At 67.8% G+C, this 17,185-nt stretch carries 13 protein-coding genes and 1 tRNA gene; 7 read left to right on the forward strand and 7 right to left on the reverse strand.

Going from position 1 to position 17,185, the window contains the following annotated elements; all coding sequences use genetic code 11:
* Positions 1-2 precede the first annotated feature (2 nt).
* Positions 3-1,211 (reverse strand): NAD(P)/FAD-dependent oxidoreductase, encoded by a 1,209-nt coding sequence (locus tag M1D55_RS21025; RefSeq protein WP_456281740.1) that lies wholly within the window; start codon positions 1,209-1,211, stop codon positions 3-5.
* 436 nt (positions 1,212-1,647) lie between these two features.
* Here M1D55_RS21025 and M1D55_RS21030 point away from each other — a divergent pair, with 436 nt between their 5' ends.
* The 4 genes from M1D55_RS21030 to M1D55_RS21045 all read left to right on the forward strand — a co-directional run bounded on the left by M1D55_RS21030 (position 1,648) and on the right by M1D55_RS21045 (position 4,484).
* Positions 1,648-2,829 (forward strand): benzoate/H(+) symporter BenE family transporter, encoded by a 1,182-nt coding sequence (locus tag M1D55_RS21030; protein WP_456281741.1) that lies wholly within the window; start codon positions 1,648-1,650, stop codon positions 2,827-2,829.
* A gap of 180 nt (positions 2,830-3,009) precedes the next feature.
* Positions 3,010-3,279, forward strand: coding sequence for a BrnT family toxin (locus M1D55_RS21035; protein WP_043440957.1), 270 nt, complete (start codon positions 3,010-3,012; stop codon positions 3,277-3,279).
* Between the two features lie 7 nt (positions 3,280-3,286).
* Positions 3,287-3,616, forward strand: coding sequence for a BrnA antitoxin family protein (locus M1D55_RS21040; protein ID WP_456281742.1), 330 nt, complete (start codon positions 3,287-3,289; stop codon positions 3,614-3,616).
* 7 nt (positions 3,617-3,623) lie between these two features.
* A complete protein-coding gene (locus M1D55_RS21045) occupies positions 3,624-4,484 on the forward strand; it encodes an aminoglycoside 6-adenylyltransferase (RefSeq protein ID WP_456281743.1) in 861 nt (286 codons plus the stop codon).
* Positions 4,485-4,610: 126 nt separating this feature from the next.
* On the opposite strand, the gene M1D55_RS21050 is transcribed toward M1D55_RS21045, so the two are convergent.
* Positions 4,611-5,309, reverse strand: a complete 699-nt coding sequence (locus M1D55_RS21050) for a potassium channel family protein (protein WP_023264703.1) — start codon at positions 5,307-5,309, stop codon at positions 4,611-4,613.
* A complete protein-coding gene (locus M1D55_RS21055) occupies positions 5,299-6,627 on the reverse strand; it encodes a TrkH family potassium uptake protein (RefSeq protein WP_456281744.1) in 1,329 nt (442 codons plus the stop codon). Before M1D55_RS21055 ends, M1D55_RS21050 begins: the two co-directional genes overlap by 11 nt.
* Before the next feature lie 358 nt (positions 6,628-6,985).
* Between M1D55_RS21055 and M1D55_RS21060 the strand changes: the two genes are divergently transcribed.
* Complete coding sequence (locus tag M1D55_RS21060; protein WP_456281745.1) at positions 6,986-7,426, forward strand: hypothetical protein; 441 nt, start codon at positions 6,986-6,988, stop codon at positions 7,424-7,426.
* Positions 7,427-7,554: 128 nt separating this feature from the next.
* Here M1D55_RS21060 and M1D55_RS21065 read toward each other — a convergent pair.
* Positions 7,555-7,629, reverse strand: a tRNA-Arg gene (locus M1D55_RS21065).
* 1,008 nt (positions 7,630-8,637) lie between these two features.
* On the opposite strand from M1D55_RS21065, the gene M1D55_RS21070 reads away from it, so the two are divergent.
* Positions 8,638-10,458 (forward strand): DEAD/DEAH box helicase, encoded by a 1,821-nt coding sequence (locus M1D55_RS21070; RefSeq protein WP_456282744.1) that lies wholly within the window; start codon positions 8,638-8,640, stop codon positions 10,456-10,458.
* A gap of 159 nt (positions 10,459-10,617) precedes the next feature.
* On the opposite strand, the gene M1D55_RS21075 is transcribed toward M1D55_RS21070, so the two are convergent.
* The 3 genes from M1D55_RS21075 to M1D55_RS21085 form a co-directional block, all read right to left on the reverse strand.
* Positions 10,618-11,190 carry an RcnB family protein gene (locus M1D55_RS21075; protein WP_006576842.1) on the reverse strand — a complete coding sequence of 191 codons (573 nt, stop codon included), beginning with the start codon at positions 11,188-11,190 and terminating at the stop codon, positions 10,618-10,620.
* 145 nt (positions 11,191-11,335) lie between these two features.
* Positions 11,336-11,830 (reverse strand): cyanophycin metabolism-associated DUF1854 family protein, encoded by a 495-nt coding sequence (locus M1D55_RS21080; protein WP_456281746.1) that lies wholly within the window; start codon positions 11,828-11,830, stop codon positions 11,336-11,338.
* A 12-nt stretch (positions 11,831-11,842) separates the two neighbouring features.
* Positions 11,843-14,203: a cyanophycin metabolism-associated ABC transporter gene (locus M1D55_RS21085; protein WP_456281747.1), complete on the reverse strand. Its 2,361-nt coding sequence runs from the start codon at positions 14,201-14,203 to the stop codon at positions 11,843-11,845.
* A 314-nt stretch (positions 14,204-14,517) separates the two neighbouring features.
* Here M1D55_RS21085 and cphA point away from each other — a divergent pair, with 314 nt between their 5' ends.
* Positions 14,518-17,166, forward strand: a complete 2,649-nt coding sequence (gene cphA / locus M1D55_RS21090; protein ID WP_456281748.1) for a cyanophycin synthetase — start codon at positions 14,518-14,520, stop codon at positions 17,164-17,166.
* The last annotated feature ends 19 nt before the right edge of the window (positions 17,167-17,185 follow it).

The following is a 17,185-nucleotide window of genomic DNA, read 5'->3' on the forward strand; positions in this document are numbered from 1 at the left end:
TTCTAGTCGAGCGCGCCGACGGCCGCCCCGCCGTGCCGCTGGCGCCGGCGGTGGAAATAGAGCCGTTGCGCGGCCCAGCGCAGCGGCGGCGAATACAGCATCCACTCGAACAGGCGGTCGGATTGGCAGCGGTCGAACAGCCAGCGCAGCGCGCGCTTTGCGCGAAAGCGCGGCGTGGCGCGCGGGACGGCGCGCTCCGGCGCCGGCCGTCCATCGCGCAGATGCGCGGCGATCGCGGCGGCGATCGTCTCGCCGTGTTCCCACGCCGAATGGATGCCGCCGGCGGTGACCGGCGACACCACGCCGGCCGCATCGCCCGCCAAAAGCACGCCATCGCGGCCCAGCGGCAGCACCGGGCCGCCGCAGGGAATCAGGCCGGCGCGCGTCGACGCCGGCACCGCGTCGTCGGGCACGCCGAGCAGATGACGCACGCGGGCCAGGAATCCGTCGATATCCGGCGTGCGCGGGCCGCGCCGGCGCCGCCGCAGCGCCACGCCCATCTGCACGCCGGTGGGTGTCTGCGCGGCCCAGCCCAGATAACCGGGTGCAAAGCGCTTGCCGACGAAGCAATGCAGGGCCCCGGGCTCGGGCAGCATCAGGCCGTCGAATTCGTACTCGATGCCATAGAGGAAGTCACGCGGGCCAGGCAGGCCCAGCCAGGCCGCCACGCGTGACCTGGCGCCGTCGGCGCCGACCAGGTAGCGCGTGCGGCCGATGCCCGGAATGCGCCAGCGGTCGCCGTCGCGCATTGCCTGCACGAATGGCGTGCCCAGGTGCACCGCCACGCCATGCCGCACCAGCTCGTCGACCAGCCAGCGCATCAGCGCCGGCGTGTCGGTGGTCAGGAAGTAGTAACCGGGGGCGTCCAGCCGCAGGCTGCGCAGCGCCGGCGAATAGAGCCGGACCTGCTCGACGCGGCGGAAGCAGTGCGCCGGCGCGCGGCCCAGCCAGGTGCGCTCGGCCGCTTCCTTGACCACGATGCCGGTGGTATGGAGCTTCGCGCCCGGATCACTCTTGCGCTCGAGCACCGCCACGCGCAGGCCGGCACGGGCAGCCGCCAGCGCGCATGCCGCGCCGGCGAAGCTCGCGCCGACGACGATCACGTCGTAGTCGGCAGTGCTGGCGGGAAACCGCGAGACGGTGGAGGCGCTATCCAGAGGGCTGGCGGAAGCGGACTTCGGAACGGACACTGCGGGACGGGATGGCATCATGCCGGGCTCCTGTTGCGTCGGTGACAGGCAGCGCAGTGTCGCGCGCGAATGTGAAGGCGGCGTGGGGTCGATGTGTAGCGGCGGGTCGCGGGAGGTGCCTCGGTGGGCCGAGCGGCGGCCCAAAAAAAAGAACAGCCCGCGACATAGGCGGGCTGAAGAGTCTCTCCTCGGTGCCCTGCTCCCAAGGCACGGCCTCACTGTATCGGGACCGCGATGGGCGCTCCAGTCGGACAAATCCGTAAGGGAAAACGCCTGTAGTCCGGCGGCGGCCCGCTCGCCGCAGCGACGGCATCGCGCGCTCGTGCGAAGATGTCGCCTTCAACGCACTGCTGGCCCGATCGCCACGCTCTTCGCATTGCGTCTGCCGTTGCCGATCGCCGCAACGGCGGTTGTTCCCGCAATATGCGACCGACCGCACCGACTGAAACAAATCGCCATGCCCTCCGCCACGCTCAAAGTCACCGATCTCTCCATTTCGGCCTTCGTCGCCGGACTGGTCTCCATGCTGACCGGCTACACCAGTTCGCTGGTGCTGATGATCCAGGCCGGACAGGCCGCGCATCTGAGCGACGCGCAGATCGCCTCGTGGATCTGGGCGCTGTCGATCGGCATGGGCGTGACCACGATCGGCCTGTCGCTGGTCACGCGCGTGCCGATCGTGATCGCCTGGTCCACGCCCGGCGCGGCGCTGCTGATTGCCAGCCTGCCCGGCGTGCCCTACGCCGAAGCGATCGGCGCCTTCCTGCTGGCGGCGCTGCTGATGACGGCTGCCGGCCTGACCGGCTGGTTCGACCGGCTGATGCGCGCGCTGCCGGCCAGCATCGCGGCGGCGCTGCTGGCCGGCATCCTGTTTCGCATCAGCATCGACGTGTTCGTGCAGGCGCAGCACCAGACGCTGCTGCTGTTGCCGATGTTCGCGGTCTATCTGCTGGGCAAGCGCTGGTGGCCGCGCTATGCGGTACCCGGTGTGCTGGTGATCGGCGTCGCGCTGGCGGGCATGCTCGGACAATTGCATTTCGAACAGTTCCATTTCGCGGTGGCGGCGCCGGTATGGACCACGCCGGCGTTCTCGCTGCAGGCCTTCGTCAGCATCGCGATCCCGCTGTTCATCGTCGCGCTGGCATCGCAGAACATTCCGGGCCTGGCCGTGCTGCGGGCCGACGGCTATCACGTCAAGGCGTCGCCGCTGATCACCGTGACGGGCCTGGCCTCGGCGGTACTGGCCCCGTTCGGTTCGCACGGCATCAACCTCGCTGCGATCACGGCGGCGATCTGCACCGGCAGCGAGGCGCACCCGGACCCGGCGCGGCGCTACACCGCCGCGGTGGTCTGCGGCATCGGCTACCTGGTCGCCGGGACGCTGGCCGCCAGCATCGCGGCGCTGTTCGCTGCCTTCCCGCAGGCGCTGGTGATCGCCGTGGCGGCGTTCGCGCTGCTCGGCTCGATCGCCAGCGGCCTGACCACGGCGATGCAAAACGCTGGCGAGCGCGAGGCCGCGCTGCTGACCTTCATGATCACGGCCTCCGGCATGACGCTGGTCGGCATCGGCTCGGCGTTCTGGGGCGTGGTGGGCGGGATCGTCGCGCTGTGGGTGCTGCGGCCGCGGGAAGGCCGTTGAAGGTCAACGCAGACTTGGGGCTTCGCGGCGCGCCGGAGCATTGAGACAACGGCGCATCCGCTCCAACTACGGCCTGTTCCCGACAGCTTTCGTCAACTCGGCACAAGCGCAGCCGATTTCGGCGATTTAGCGTAGTAGCAAAAATCTTGTTCAACATATTTTTTGCTACTACAATAATCCATGGAAATCGAGTTCGACTGCGTGAAAGACAGCCGCAACGTGCGCCAGCACGGCATGTCCTTGGCCGACGCAGGCCTGATGGATTTCGACAAGGCATTGATTGCAATAGATGAACGCAGGCAATACGGCGAAACACGCTACATCGCCTACGGCCCGATCGGTACCCGCCTGCACTGTCTGGTCTTCACCATACGAGGCGACACGCTGCGGGCCATCAGTCTACGCAAAGCCAATTTCCGAGAGGTGCGAGACTATGAACAGGAAATCTAAGCTGACCATGCCGGCCGCCCACGAGAACGCCGCCATCGCGCGCGGCATTGCGGGCGATCCGGATGCGGTCGAACTGACGACCGAGCAGATCAAGCGTATGCGTCCGGCACGTGAAGCATTGGCCGAAGTGCTTGGCGAGAAAAACGTTGAGGCGCTGATCAAGCGACGGGGTCGCCCTGCCCTTCCGGCGGCCGAACGCAAAGTCAGTCAAACCCTGCGACTCGATCCTGACGTGCTGCAGGCATTCAAGGCAACCGGCGACGGGTGGCAAACGCGCATCAATGATGCGCTGCGCGCCTATGCCAAGGCTCATCGGATGCTGGCGCGCGGCTGCTGAGCGTCGCATGACATCACGAGACGGCTATCTGCAGTCGGTACTGGATTGGGCGAGCGCCACGGACGCGGTCCTGGCGGTGATCCAGACGGGTTCGCTGGCACGACGCGACGATTCCGCGGACGAGTATTCCGATCTCGATATCGAAATCATCTCGTCCGATCCCGATACGCTGGCGCGCGACGACGAGTGGCTCCACCAGATTGGCGCGCTGATCACGGTGTTGCGCCTCGAGGCCGGCGACGATCAGCCTTGGCCGACGCGGCTGGCGATATACCGGGGCGGCGTCAAGATTGACTTCACCGTCGCCGGTATCGAACGGCTGGAACGGATGACGGGCCCCGAGGGCCTGGACGGCTTGTATGCCCGCGGCTATCGCGTCCTGCTCGACAAGGCCAGCGTGACCGGCTCGCTGCCGCCTGCGCCGTATCGCTTCCCGTTGCAAGGCCTGCCGTCACAGCAGGAATTCCAGGCCAGTGTCGAAGAGTTCTGGTTTGAAGCGTTCCATGTCCCGCGCTATCTGGTGCGCGGCGAACTGTGGCTGGTCAAGCAGCGCGACTGGACGATGAAGACGTTGCTGCTGTGCATGGCGCAATGGCATGCGCTGGCGCTGCACGGCGGCAAGGTCGACGTCTGGCACAACGGCCTGCACATGGACCAGTGGACCGATCGCGATACATGGCATGCGATGCAGCAGGTTTTCGGACGCTTCGACACCGCGGATGCCCGGCGCGCTTTCGACGCCACGGTCGAGCTCTATGGGCGCCTCGGGCGAGAGGTGGCCGAGCGTACCGGACTGGCATATCCGCAGGCCTGCGAGGATCAGATCCAGGAATGGAATCGGGCCGTGCTGGCGCGCCTGCGCGGCTGACCGGGGAACGCGCAGCCACCCTCGGCATCGAGGGAATCGCGGCCGTCGTGCAGGCCCGTCTGCGCCAGTGCCAGCAGGCGGCGCGCTTGATCGAGTCAGCTCGTCATGCTGCCCCGGGACCGTCCACTAGCGCTTGGTGACGTCGCCCGCGAACGACTGGATCTTGCGCGTCGGGCCCGACACGATCAGCAGATCGCCCGGCAATACGCGCGTGCTTGGCGTGGCGTGCTGGAAATCCTCGTTGGCGCGCTTGACGCCGACCACCGTGACGCCGGACTTCTCGCGCACGCCGGATTGCGCCAGCGTCTGGTTGTGGGTCGACGCCGGCGCATGGACCTTGGCGATCGCGAAACCGTCGTCGAACTCGATGAAATCCATCATGCGGCCGGTGATCAGGTGCGCGACGCGCTCGCCCATGTCGGCTTCCGGATAGACCACGTGATGCGCGCCGATGCGCTGCGCGATCTGCCCATGCTCGGCCGACATCGCCTTGACCCAGATGTCCTTGATGTCGAGTTCGGTCAGCGTCATGATCGTCATCAGGCTGGCGGCGAGGTCCGAGCCGATGCCGACGATGGCATGGGCGAAGTCGGCCACGCCGAGCTGGCGCATCACGTTGACGTTGGTGGAATCGGCCTGCACCGCATGCGTCAGGTAGTTGCCCCAGACCTGCACCGGCTCCGCTTCCTTGTCCAGGCCCATCACGTCGTGGCCCAGGCGCATCAGCGATTGCGCGACCGAGCTGCCGAAGCGGCCGAGCCCGATCACGACCACGCTGTCGCCCTTCGAGAACGAGAACTGCTCGGTAAATAATCTAGCCAACAATTGGATGCTCCTCGGGATAGCGGAACGGCATGCGGCGCTCGCCCAATACCAGCGACGCGGCCAGCGTGATGGTGCCCACGCGCCCGGCGTACATCAGCAGCACCAGCGTGAACTGGGCCGGCGCCGGCAGATCCCCGGTGATGCCCGTCGACAGGCCCGTCGTGCCGAAGGCGGCGATGACCTCGAAGATCACCTGATCGGTCGGAATATCGGTCGTGCGCAGCAACACCAGTGTACCGAGGGTGACCAGCGCGCTGCCGAGCACCAGCACCGTGATGGCCTGGCGCTGGGCCGATGCGCCCAGCCGGCGGCCGTATGCCTCGCAATCGCTTTGGCCGCGGATTTCGGCGAACACCAGCAGCGCCAGGATCGCGATCGTGCCCACCTTGACGCCCCCGGCTGTGCTGGCGCTGCCGCCGCCGACGAACATCAGGAAGTAGTGGAGCGCCCATGTCTCGGGCGTCAGCACGCCGATGTCCACGGTATTGAAGCCGGCCGTCCGCGCGGATACCGAGGCGAACGCCGCGGTCAGCAGCTTGTCGCCGGCCGACATCGGCCCCAGCGTATTCGGATTGGTCCATTCGAACAGCAGGACCCCGACAAAGCCCATCGCCAGCAGCACCGCGGTGCCGGCCAGGGTCAGCTTGGTATGCAGGGACCAATGATGGGGACTGCGCGCCTTGCGCCGGACATCGTGCAGCACCGGGAAACCGATACCGCCGACCACGACGGCGATCATCACCGGAATCAGGATCAGCGCATCGGCGGCATAGCGCGTCAGGCTGTCCGCATGGATCGAAAAGCCGGCGTTGTTGAAGGCGGACACCGCATGGAACAGTCCGCTCCAGATGGCATCGCCCCATGGCAAGTCATGGCCGTAGCGAAGCCGCAAGGCAAGCAGCGCCGTGACCACGGCCTCGGATGCCAGCGTCACCACCAGCACCAGCCGCGCCACGCTGGTCACGTCGCCAACGCCGAGCGAGCGCGTTTCGACCTGCGTGATCAGCTTGGTGCGCAGCCGCAGCGAGCGGTTGACCATCAGGCCCAGCAGCGTCGCCGCGGTCATCATGCCGAAGCCGCCGATCTGGAACAGCACGAGAATCACGGCCTGGCCGAAGCCGGACCAGTAGCTGCCGGTGTCGACGACCAGCAGGCCCGTCACGCAGATCGCGGATACCGCGGTGAACAGCGCCGTCAGCCACGGCACGGAGTCCCCGTCGGCCTGGGATATCGGCAAGCGCAGCAACAGCGTGCCGGCCGCGATCGCCAGCAGGAAGACCATCGCGACGATGCGTGGGGGATGCGCGATGGCTTTCATCGATGGGCCATCCGCGCATCGACGGTGCCGGTCCGAGGCACGCAGGGGATCGCTTCTTGTTGTCCGTCCATGTTGCCGACTCCGAGAAGGCGCTCGACCGCGGCGTCAGAGCTGGTTCACGCGCTACCGCAACAGGCCGCCGATTCTACACTGGCCCATTTACGTCGAGCCCTTGCGTTCGCGCTGGTTTGACATGCATGCCAGCGCGGCACGCAGTGTTGCGCGCGTGGTTGTAAGCCGCATTGGCGCCGATGACAAGGCTCGTAAATCACCGTTGCAAAATCGAACAGAATGTCAGACGCCTCGCCGCTACAGTGATTCCTCCCTTGCCTGTAGGCGTTTTGATGGAGGTACACGAATGAAGCAACATCTGGCGAAATCCCTGTTGATGGCTGGCGCGATGATCGCGTCGTACCCGCTGCTCGCGCAGCAGTCCCAGCCGATGCAGCCGACTCAGCCGATGCCGGCCGCGCAGACGATGCAGCCGATGCAGTCCACCCAATCCTCGCCATACGCACAATCCGCGCAATCCGGGCAATCCGCGCAATCGATCCAGTCCGCGCCTGCCACGCAGTCGATGCCGTCGGCCCAGCCGATGCAGGGCATGCCCGCGGCAACGGCGCAAGCTCCAGCCGCCGCGCCGGTCTCCGGCGATCCGTACACGCAAGCCGCCGCGCCTGCCGCGCAAACGGGCATGGCGAGCACCGACCCTGCCATCGATCCGGCCAGCATGAGCCTGCCGCCGGATGCGCTGGGCACGCGCCTGGGCCAGCGCAGTCCGTTCCTCGACGGCGCCTGATCGTCGATAGCCATTCGGTCCTGCCGGATGCCGACGCTCGGCCATGACAGCACGCGCGGCGTCCGGCGTCGCGGATTGCGAGCGGCAACCGCGTGGAAACGGGGCGATGCGAATACGGATATGGGGATTGGTCCCGCCGACAGGAATCGAACCTGTATCTAGCGCTTAGGAGGCGCTCGTTCTATCCATTGAACTACGGCGAGCGGATAGACGGGCATCGCTGCGACGCCCTGGGATGCGGCCACCGTCGAACCGGTGAACCCGCGCGCTCGGCCATCGGCCGAGGCAGGGGCGGAGTATAGCAAAGTCACTTGGCGGGGAGCGTCTCGCCGGCACCAGGAAATGTGCGATTTCGCGCGCGGAGCTGCGTCGCGGGTGCGATCTGGCGTCGAGCCCGCATCGTGGCGCCAACTCCCGCGCAAATGAAAAGCCCGCCAATGTCCTGGCGGGCTGGCTGCGGACGGGCCGGGCAGTCTGGGTCGACGCTGGCGGCATCGCCACAAGCCACGGTACAGGTCCTCTTCCTCATGGTTCCGCCGATGTCGCGGCCGCCCATCCGGACCACCCGGACAGTCGGAGAAAGAAGGCGCTGGCGTGCATTGCGGAGATACCGATGGCGAACAGCGAGGCACTCGCTGAAGACGGCCATCGGGTGGGAGGTTGTCCGCATCCGTGCCGGCACTTCGTGTCGACACTGCGAGTATAGGGCGGGGGTTCGGGGATTCAAGAGACGTGGACTCGCCCGCCAGCGGCGGCCTCGCGAATGTCCGCCCAAAGGCGCTTGCGGACCATGTTTTCGCAGTGCAGCAAGAATTTGCGGGTTCTGCTAGAATGCGCCCCGTGAGTTCGCAATGCGAGCCGTGCACACGCCGACCAGCCCCACGGGCCAGAGGCGATGCCGCTTCCGCTCTCAAGCTCTGTCGCTCGGTTCTCCGGTCGTTTTCCAGTAGTGTTCGACCACCCGCCGCTTGCCAGGCCGCCATCTCACTTGACGCCGCCTCGTCTCCGATCCTGTTGAACAGCCTCGTCGCTGTTTGCCTGCCAGGGACCCGGCTTCCGGTCTTGCACCGGTCGCCCCCTGCCTGCCGCCGTACTGCCAGCTGAGTCTGTCGTCACGGCCTTCCGATTGGCGCCGAAGCCTTTTTAAGACTTTGCACTGCGCCCACCTCTTGCCCGATGGCAGGGGTGCCATGCATCAAGACCCTTACGACATGACCCAGCACGATTTCCGTGCGGAGCAGCCTATTGCCTCCGCCAACGATATTTCCAACACCAATGCAGCGAGCCCGCTGGACCGCCTGCAGGCGATCCTCGACCCGCAGGAAGCGCCTGCGGCACCGGTAAGCGCCGACGGCTTCGCCGCGCTCGGCCTGGACGCCGCGATCCTGCGCGCCCTGGCAGAGGCCAACTACACCACGCCGACGCCGGTACAGGCACAAGCGATCCCGGCCTTCCTGGCCGGCCGCGACCTGCTGGTGTCGAGCCAGACCGGCTCGGGCAAGACCGCCGCGTTCATGCTGCCGGCGATCCAGCGCATTTCGGAGCGTCCCGCGCCGAACCGCCCGCGCGCCGACGAGCCCGTCAAGCGGATGAAGGGCAAGCGTCCTCGCCCGGCCCCGGCCCAGCCGTCGCTGCTGGTGCTGACGCCGACCCGCGAACTGGCGCTGCAGGTGACCGACGCGGCCGCCAAGTACGGCCGCCATCTGCGCCGCATCATCTGCGCGAGCATCCTGGGCGGCATGCCCTATCCGAAGCAGCTGGCGATGCTGTCGAAGATGCCGGACATCCTGGTGGCAACGCCGGGCCGTCTGCTCGACCATATCGACGCCGGCCGCATCGACCTGTCGCAGCTCGACATGCTGGTGTTCGACGAGGCCGACCGCATGCTGGACATGGGCTTCTCCGACGACATCGACGCGATCGTCGCCGCGACGCCGGCCACCCGCCAGACGCTGATGTTCTCGGCGACGGTCGATGGCCGCATCGCGCAACTGGCCGCGCGCCAGCTGCGTGACCCGCAGCGCATCGAAATCGCGGCGGCGCGTGCCGATCAGAGCAACATCGAGCAGCGCCTGCACTTCACCGACGACATGTCGCACAAGGAGCGCCTGCTCGACCATCTGCTGCGCGACGCGTCGCTGAAGCAGGCGATCGTGTTCACCGCGACCAAGCGCGATGCCGATTCGCTGGCCGAGCGCCTGTCGGACACCGGTTTTGCCGCCGGCGCATTGCACGGCGACATGACGCAGGGCGCGCGCAATCGCACACTGACGGCACTGCGCCGCGGCAACCTGCGCGTGCTGGTCGCCACCGACGTGGCGGCGCGCGGCATCGACGTGCCCGATATCACCCATGTGGTGAACTTCGACCTGCCCAAGCAGGCCGAGGACTATGTGCACCGTATCGGCCGTACCGGCCGCGCGGGCCGCTCGGGCGTGGCGATCAACCTGGTCAACCACAACGATGCCTTCCAGTGGAAGCGGATCGAGCGCTTCACCAACAACCGCGTCACGGCGTCGGTGATCGAAGGCCTGGAACCGCGCCGTACGCCCAAGCCGCGCACCGGCTTCGGCGGCAAGCCGGGCGGCGGCCGTCCGGGCAATGGTGGTGGCTATCGCGGCGGCGAGCGCAAGTTCGGCGGCGGCGAGTCGCGCGGTTACGGCAACGGCGGCGGCAACGGCGGCGGCAACGGTGGCGGCTATCGCGGCGACCGCGAGCAGGCACCGCGCAGCTTCGGCGGCGAATCGCGTGGCTATGGCAATGGCGGCAACGGCAATCGCCCGTTCGGCGAGCGCAGCTTCGGCGATCGTCAATATGGCGACCGCCCGTTCGGCGACCGCAAGCCTGCCGAGCGCAGCTTCGGCGACCGCGACGGCAACCGTGGCGGCTATCGTGGCGAAAATCGTGGCGACAGCCGCGATGGTGCCCGCAGCTTCGGCGACGGCAATCGCGGCGGCTACGGCAATCGCCATGGCGCCAACGGCGGCGGCTTCGGCGGCCAGCGCCCCGCCCGCTCGCGCTTCTCGCGTTAAGACCGTGCGGGGCCCAGCCCCGCACCAAAAAGAAAGGACGTCTTCTGACGTCCTTTTTTCTTTGGCGATGCCTTGAAACAAGAACCCGCGCCAGCGTCCTCACGCTGCGCGGGCCGTGTTGCCCGAGACAAGACGATTGCCGGGGCGACGATTGCCGGGCTATTGCCCCGTAACGACGCGGGCGATGGTGCCGTTGCGGGTCGAGACCAGCAGGAACTCATTGCCGACGCCGACCCATTGGTGCCCCTTCGGCGGGCGTTCCAGCTGGAACGAGCGCCAGTCGTCGATCACGTACTGACGATCGCGATAGGCGGCCGGCAAACGATCGCCCTTCTTCCATTGGCCCGGCGCATAAGCATACGGCGAGGCCGATGCGCCCGGGCCGCCGGGCGTAGCCGACGGCGTGGCGCGCTCGCCGGGTTGAGCGACCCGTCCCGATGGACCGCCCATCTGCGCACCCCCCCTCTGCGAGCCACCCATCTGCGAGCCGCGCGTATCCGAGCCGCCCGTCTGCGGCCCACCCATCTGCGAGCCGCGCGTATCCGAGCCACCCGTCTGCGGCCCACCCATCTGCGAGCCGCCCCGCTGCGACTCGGGCGGGGCCCCCGCTCCTGCGCCGTATCCGCCGGCGCCGGCCGAGCCGCCACCGGAGCTGGATTGCGCCAGGCCGACCGATGAACCGAGCACGCCCGCGGCCACCAGCAAACCCATCAACATGTGGTTCCTCTTCATCGAGATCTCCTTGTTGGTTGGGACAGCGATGGCAAGTTACACCCGGGGGCGCGAGGCGGCAACGCAGCTTTGTATCTGGATATTTCGGTGGTGCGGCGTAAGAGACTCGCCACTGGAGACCGCAGCGCCGGCCGCGCGCCGGCCGCTACAGGAAGCGGTCGAGCAGCTTGCGGCTGGCCTTGTCGAGCGATTGCAGGCTGCGGATCAGATAGTGGATGCCGTGGCTGTCCGAGATCAGCAGCGTGGTGCCCGCCAGCCGGCGGATGTCCTCCTCGCCCCGCAGCACCAGCCGGGTCGGGCCGCGATCGGTCTCGACCTGCCAGGTGCTCGGCGTGGCGAAGGTCGACACGCTGACGATGCGGCGGATCTCGGGCATGAATTCGCGCCCGCCCAGCTCTTCCTCGACGATCGCGCGCGCGCTTGCCGGCAGGTGCTCCAGGCGCTCGATCCACGCCAGCTCGTGGCCCTCGGCGCTGACGAGCGCGATGCCATCGTCCGGTGCCGTGATCGGGAACGCGCGCACGGCGACCACGCCCTCATGCACCACGCCCTCGGCGGTCGTCAATACCAGACGGCCGAAGGGATTGCGCGACAGCTGGAACGGGAATGCGACCGCAGTCGTCGATTCGCTTGCTTGCATGATCGGACTTCCTTATTGCACGACGGCGGCACTGGCCGTGACATGGGGCGCGACGGTATTGACCTCGACCGGATCGTCCGGATCGGTATCGACGTTGCGGGCCTGCGCCTGGTACAGCCGGTAGTAGGCGCCCTCGCGCGCCATCAGCTCGTCATGCGGGCCGACCTCGACGATGCGGCCGCGATCCATCACCACCAGCCGGTCCGCCTTGCGCAGCGTCGACAGCCGGTGTGCGATCGCGATCGTGGTGCGGCCCTGCACCAGATTGTCCAGCGCCTTCTGGATTTCCTTCTCGGTCGCGGTGTCGACCGACGAGGTCGCCTCGTCAAGGATCAGGATGCGCGGATCGATCAGCAGCGCACGCGCGATCGAGATGCGCTGGCGCTCGCCGCCCGACAGCGCCTGGCCGCGTTCGCCGACCAGCGAGTCGTAGCCGTGCGGCAGCCGCAGGATGAACTCGTGCGCATGGGCCGCGCGCGCGGCGGCGATGATCTCGGCGCGCGTTGCATCGGGCCGCCCATAGGCGATGTTGTCGGCGATGGTGCCGAAGAACAGGAACGGCTCCTGCAGCACGAGGCCGATATGGCGGCGGTAGTCGGCCACCGCCAGCGAACGGATATCGACGCCGTCGACGCGGATCGCGCCTTCCGACACGTCGTAGAAGCGGCAGATCAGATTGACCAGCGTGCTCTTGCCCGAGCCGCTGTGGCCGACGAGGCCGATCATCTCGCCCGGACGGATCTGCAGATCGAGCCCGCGGATCACCGCGCGGCTGCCGTAGCGGAAACCGATATCGCGCAGCTCGATCGCGCCGCTGATCTGGGGCAGCTGCGTGGGCCGCGCCGGCTCCGGCACGCTCGACACGTGGTCGAGGATGTCGAAGATCCGCTTGGCGCCGGCCGCGGCCTTCTGCGTGACCGAGACGATGCGGCTCATCGAATCGAGCCGCGTGTAGAAGCGGCTGATATAGGTCAGGAAGGCGACCAGCACGCCCACCGTGATCGCATCGCGAGAGACCTGCCAGATGCCGAAGATCCAGACCACCAGCAGGCCGACTTCGGTCAGCAGCGTCACGGTCGGCGTGAACAGCGACCACACCGCATTGACGCGATCGTTGATCGCCAGGTTGTGCCGGTTCGCCTCGCGAAAGCGCTCGACCTCGCGGCGTTCCTGCGCAAAGGCCTTGACCACGCGGATGCCCGGAATGGTGTCGGCCAGCACGTTGGTGATCTCGGACCAGTTGCGGTCGATCTTCTCGAAGCCATGGCGCAGCCGGTCGCGGACCTGGTGGATCATCCACGCGATGAACGGCAGCGGCACCAGCGTGACCAGCGCGAGCCAGGGGTTGATCGAGATCAGGATGACCGCCGTCATCATGATCATCAGCACGTCGGTGAAGAAGTCGAGCAGATGCAGCGACAGGAAGACGCAGATGCGGTCGCTCTCGTTGCCGATGCGCGCCATCAGGTCGCCGGTGCGCTTGCCGCCGAAATACTCGAGCGACAGCTTCAGCAGGTGCTCGTAGGTGGTGGTGCGCAGGTCCGCGCCGATCCGCTCCGATACCCGCGCCAGCAGATAGGTGCGCGCCCACCCCAGGCTCCACGCGATCAGCGCCGCCCCGAGCAGGCCGCCCAGATAGAGCCGCACCAGGTCGTAGTCGATCGGCACGCCGTTCTGGTAGGGGATCAGCACCTTGTCCATCAGCGGCATGGTCAGGTACGGCGGCACCAGCGTGGCGCCGGTCGACAGCAGCGTCAGCACGAAGCCCGCCAGCAGCTGCATCCGGTAGGGCCGGGCGAAGCGCCACAGCCGCAGCAGCGCCCAGGTCGACGGAGGCGTCTCCAGTTCGCGGCTGCATTGCGGGCATTCGTCCTCGCCCGGCGGCAGCGGCGCGCGGCAGGTCGGGCAGACGCCCTCGGCCTCGATCGGCTCGCGCGCGGCCGCGCCGGCGGCGAGACGATCGCGCTGCGCGTTGAACGTATCGAGCAGGCGCAGCGCCGCGGGATTGTTGCCGAGCGTGTAGTGCCAGGCCGCCAGCCGGCCGTTGCGGTCCTGCAGCTCCAGCGTGCCGACGCCCGCATGGTCGCCATGGTGCATCGTCAGTTCGGCGCCGATCGGCCATTGCCGCCAGCCGTCCTGCCCGCCATGCCCGTCCTTCCCGTCCTGTCCATTGCCCCGGGCCAGCACGCGGCGGTCGGTGACAACTACCACGCCTTCTGTAAAATGCAGCCGCCGGTCGAGATCGACCTCCAGCCAGGCCAGCACCGTTTCACCGTGCAGGTCCCGGTGGGAGCCGAGTTCGGCCTCCAGCGAGACGCGCCAGGGGTCAGGCAGCGTGGGGGTCGAGGATACGGAGGTAGCGGCTAGGGTCATGGTCGGCACAGCGGGCGTCGTTTCGTCGAGCTGCGCGAGCATGGCGCAAGCGGTCGGTCGACGGTCGAAACGACATGTCTTGATACAAATAAAAATGGCGGGCGCTGCCAGGATGCCGATATGTCGCAGGATGGATCGGCGCAAGCGCGGCGCAAGTATACATAAGCCACATCGAAGCCACATCGGCGCGGCAGCGTCTGTCGCGGCGCACAAACGCTTTTTCGTCGGGAAGTCAACCAGGTCTACGCTGTAACGTTATTGAAAGGTTAGACTTCCGCCCCACGGGCGCATCGCCCATGCCTCAAGCTAATTCAATGAAGAAAAAGGACATTGAGATATTCGATGTCATGTCGCTGCGCGGCCCCAATATGTGGACATATGGGCCGGTGCTGGAGGCGTGGGTCGATATCGGAGAACTGGAGGAATACCCCTCCAACAAGATTCCCGGCTTCTACGAACGCCTCACGGCCTGGCTGCCTTCGCTGATCGAGCACCGCTGCAGCATCGGCGAGCGCGGCGGCTTCCTGCAGCGGCTGAAGGAAGGCACCTGGCCGGCGCACATCATGGAGCATGTGACGCTGGAACTGCAGAGCCTGGCCGGCCTGCCCGGCGGCTTCGGCAAGGCGCGCGAGACGCCGCTGGTCGGCGTCTACAAGGTCATCGTCACCGCCTGGGACGAGCGCGTGGCACGCGCCGCGCTGTTCCTCGCGCGCGATCTGGTGATGGCCGCGATCGAGGACCGTCCCTTCGACGTCGATGGCGCCGTCGATGAACTGCGCCGTTTGATCGATCGCCACTGGCTCGGCCCGAGCACCGCCTGCATCGTCTATGCCGCCGACGACCGCCGTATCCCGGCGCTGCGCCTGTCCGACAGCAATCTGGTCCAGCTGGGCCACGGCGCGCGCCAGCGCCGCATCTGGACCGCCGAGACCGATCGCACCCCCGCGATCGCCGAAAGCATTTCGCGGGACAAGGACCTGACCAAGTCGCTGCTCGAATCGTGCGGCGTGCCGGTGCCCGAAGGCCGGCTGGTAGACAGCGCCGAGGATGCCTGGGAGGCCGCCGAGGAGATCGGCGTGCCGGTGGTGGTCAAGCCCTACGACGGCAATCACGGCCGCGGCGTGTTCACCAACCTGTTCAGCCGCGAGGAAGTGCAGACCGCCTATGCGGTCGCCATCGAGGAGGGCAGCGGCGTGATCGTCGAGCGCTTCGTGCCCGGCAACGAGCACCGCCTGCTGGTGGTCGGCGGCCGCCTGGTCGCGGCGGCGATGGGCGAATCGGCCAGCGTGGTGGGCGACGGCAAGTCGACCATCGACGAGCTGATCGAGCTGCAGATCAACTGCGACCCGCGCCGCGGCAACACCGAGGATCATCCGTTGAACCGCGTGCGGCTTGACTCGGCCGCCCGCCTCGAACTGAAGCGCCAGGGCTTTACCGGCGAGTCGGTGCCGCCCGAGGGCCGCCATGTGCTGATCCAGCGCAACGGCAACGTGGCGTTCGACGTCACCGATCGGGTCCATCCGAGCGTCGCCGCGCATGCCGCGCTGGCCGCGCGCGTGGTGGGCCTCGATATCGCCGGCATCGACCTGGTCGCCGAGGACATCTCGCGCCCGCTGGCCGAGCAAGGCGGCGCGATCGTCGAGGTCAATGCCGGCCCCGGCCTGCTGATGCATCTGAAGCCCGCCGCCGGCACGCCGCGCCCCGTGGGCCGCGCGATCGTCGATCACCTGTTCCCGCCCGCCGCGGACGGCGACGCGCCGGCCGACGACGGCCGCATTCCGGTGGTCGGCATCACCGGCACCAACGGCAAGACCGTGGTGGCCAAGCTGGTCGCGCGTCTGCTGCAGCTGTCCGGCCGCCATACCGGGCTGGCCTGCAGCGACGGCCTCTACCTCGATCGCCGGCTGGTCGAAGGCGGCGATCGTGCCAACTGGGAGGCCGCGACCCGCGTGCTGAAGAACCGCGCCGTCGAGGCCGCCGTGTTCGAGAACGACAGCGGCACGATGCTGTCCGAGGGCCTGGCCTACGACCGCTGCCTGGTGGGCGTGGTCACCAATATCGATACTCCGGATCACCTCGGCCACTACTACATCGAGGACGCCGACAAGATGTACAGCGTGTTGCGCACGCAGGTCGACGTCGTGCTCAAGCACGGCGCCGCGGTGCTCAACGCGCGCGATCCGCTGGTGGTCGAGATGGCCGAGCTGTGCGACGGCGACGTGATCTTCTTCGGCGGCAGCGCCGAGCTGCCGGCGATCGCGCAGCACCGTGCGGCCGGCAAGCGCGCGGTCTACGTGCGCGACGGCCGCATCGTGCTGGCCACCGGCAACAGCGAGATGCCGCTGGCCGACGTCGCGACGATTCCGCTGACCTATGCCGGCCGCGTCGGCTTCCAGATCGAGAACGTGCTGGCGGCGGTGGCCGCGGCGTGGGCGCTGGGCATCTCGCACGAGCTGATCCGCGCCGGCGTGATGACCTTCGATGTCGGCCAGCTCGACGTGCCGGGCCGCTTTACGCTGTTCGAGCGCAACGGCGCCACCGTGATCGTCGACGACGCGCACAACGCCCCCGCGCTGGAGGCCTTGGCCAAGGCGCTGGAGCGCTTCCCGTCCGAACGCCGGCTCGCCGTGTTCGGCGCCGGCGCCGATCGCCGCGACGCGGACCTGATCGAACAGGGCAAGGCGCTCGGCGCCGCCTTCGATCGCGTGTTCCTGTGCGAGGACCGCAGCGTCGCGCGCAAGCTGCCCGACAGCGAGGCGCGCGCGCTGCTGAAGAAGGGCCTGTACGAAGGCCGCCGCGTCAGCAAGATCATCGACCAGGGCAGCCGCCGCGAGGCCGTCGAGGCCGCGCTGTCGCAGCTGGTGGCGGGCGATCTGCTGGTGTTGCAGGCCGACGAGGCCGATATCGGCACCACGCTGGACCAGGTTCACCATTGGCTGGGCCAGCCGGCCCGGCGCGGTTGACCGGCCGGCATCGATGATC

It is taken from the genome of Cupriavidus sp. JZ107, from assembly GCF_053903255.1.

Bases quoted from the DNA above. Each gene is read 5' to 3' on its own strand.
- M1D55_RS21080 (WP_456281746.1), bottom strand. From the start codon at position 11,830: ATGCAAGCAAGCGAATCGACGACTGCGGTCGCATTCCCGTTCCAGCTG.
- M1D55_RS21025 (WP_456281740.1), bottom strand. From the start codon at position 1,211: ATGATGCCATCCCGTCCCGCAGTGTCCGTTCCGAAGTCCGCTTCCGCC.
- M1D55_RS21085 (WP_456281747.1), bottom strand. From the start codon at position 14,203: ATGACCCTAGCCGCTACCTCCGTATCCTCGACCCCCACGCTGCCTGAC.
- M1D55_RS21045 (WP_456281743.1), top strand. From the start codon at position 3,624: ATGACATCACGAGACGGCTATCTGCAGTCGGTACTGGATTGGGCGAGC.
- M1D55_RS21040 (WP_456281742.1), top strand. From the start codon at position 3,287: ATGCCGGCCGCCCACGAGAACGCCGCCATCGCGCGCGGCATTGCGGGC.
- cphA (WP_456281748.1), top strand. From the start codon at position 14,518: ATGAAGAAAAAGGACATTGAGATATTCGATGTCATGTCGCTGCGCGGC.
- M1D55_RS21035 (WP_043440957.1), top strand. From the start codon at position 3,010: ATGGAAATCGAGTTCGACTGCGTGAAAGACAGCCGCAACGTGCGCCAG.
- M1D55_RS21070 (WP_456282744.1), top strand. From the start codon at position 8,638: ATGACCCAGCACGATTTCCGTGCGGAGCAGCCTATTGCCTCCGCCAAC.
- M1D55_RS21030 (WP_456281741.1), top strand. From the start codon at position 1,648: ATGCCCTCCGCCACGCTCAAAGTCACCGATCTCTCCATTTCGGCCTTC.
- M1D55_RS21075 (WP_006576842.1), bottom strand. From the start codon at position 11,190: ATGAAGAGGAACCACATGTTGATGGGTTTGCTGGTGGCCGCGGGCGTG.
- M1D55_RS21060 (WP_456281745.1), top strand. From the start codon at position 6,986: ATGAAGCAACATCTGGCGAAATCCCTGTTGATGGCTGGCGCGATGATC.
- M1D55_RS21055 (WP_456281744.1), bottom strand. From the start codon at position 6,627: ATGAAAGCCATCGCGCATCCCCCACGCATCGTCGCGATGGTCTTCCTG.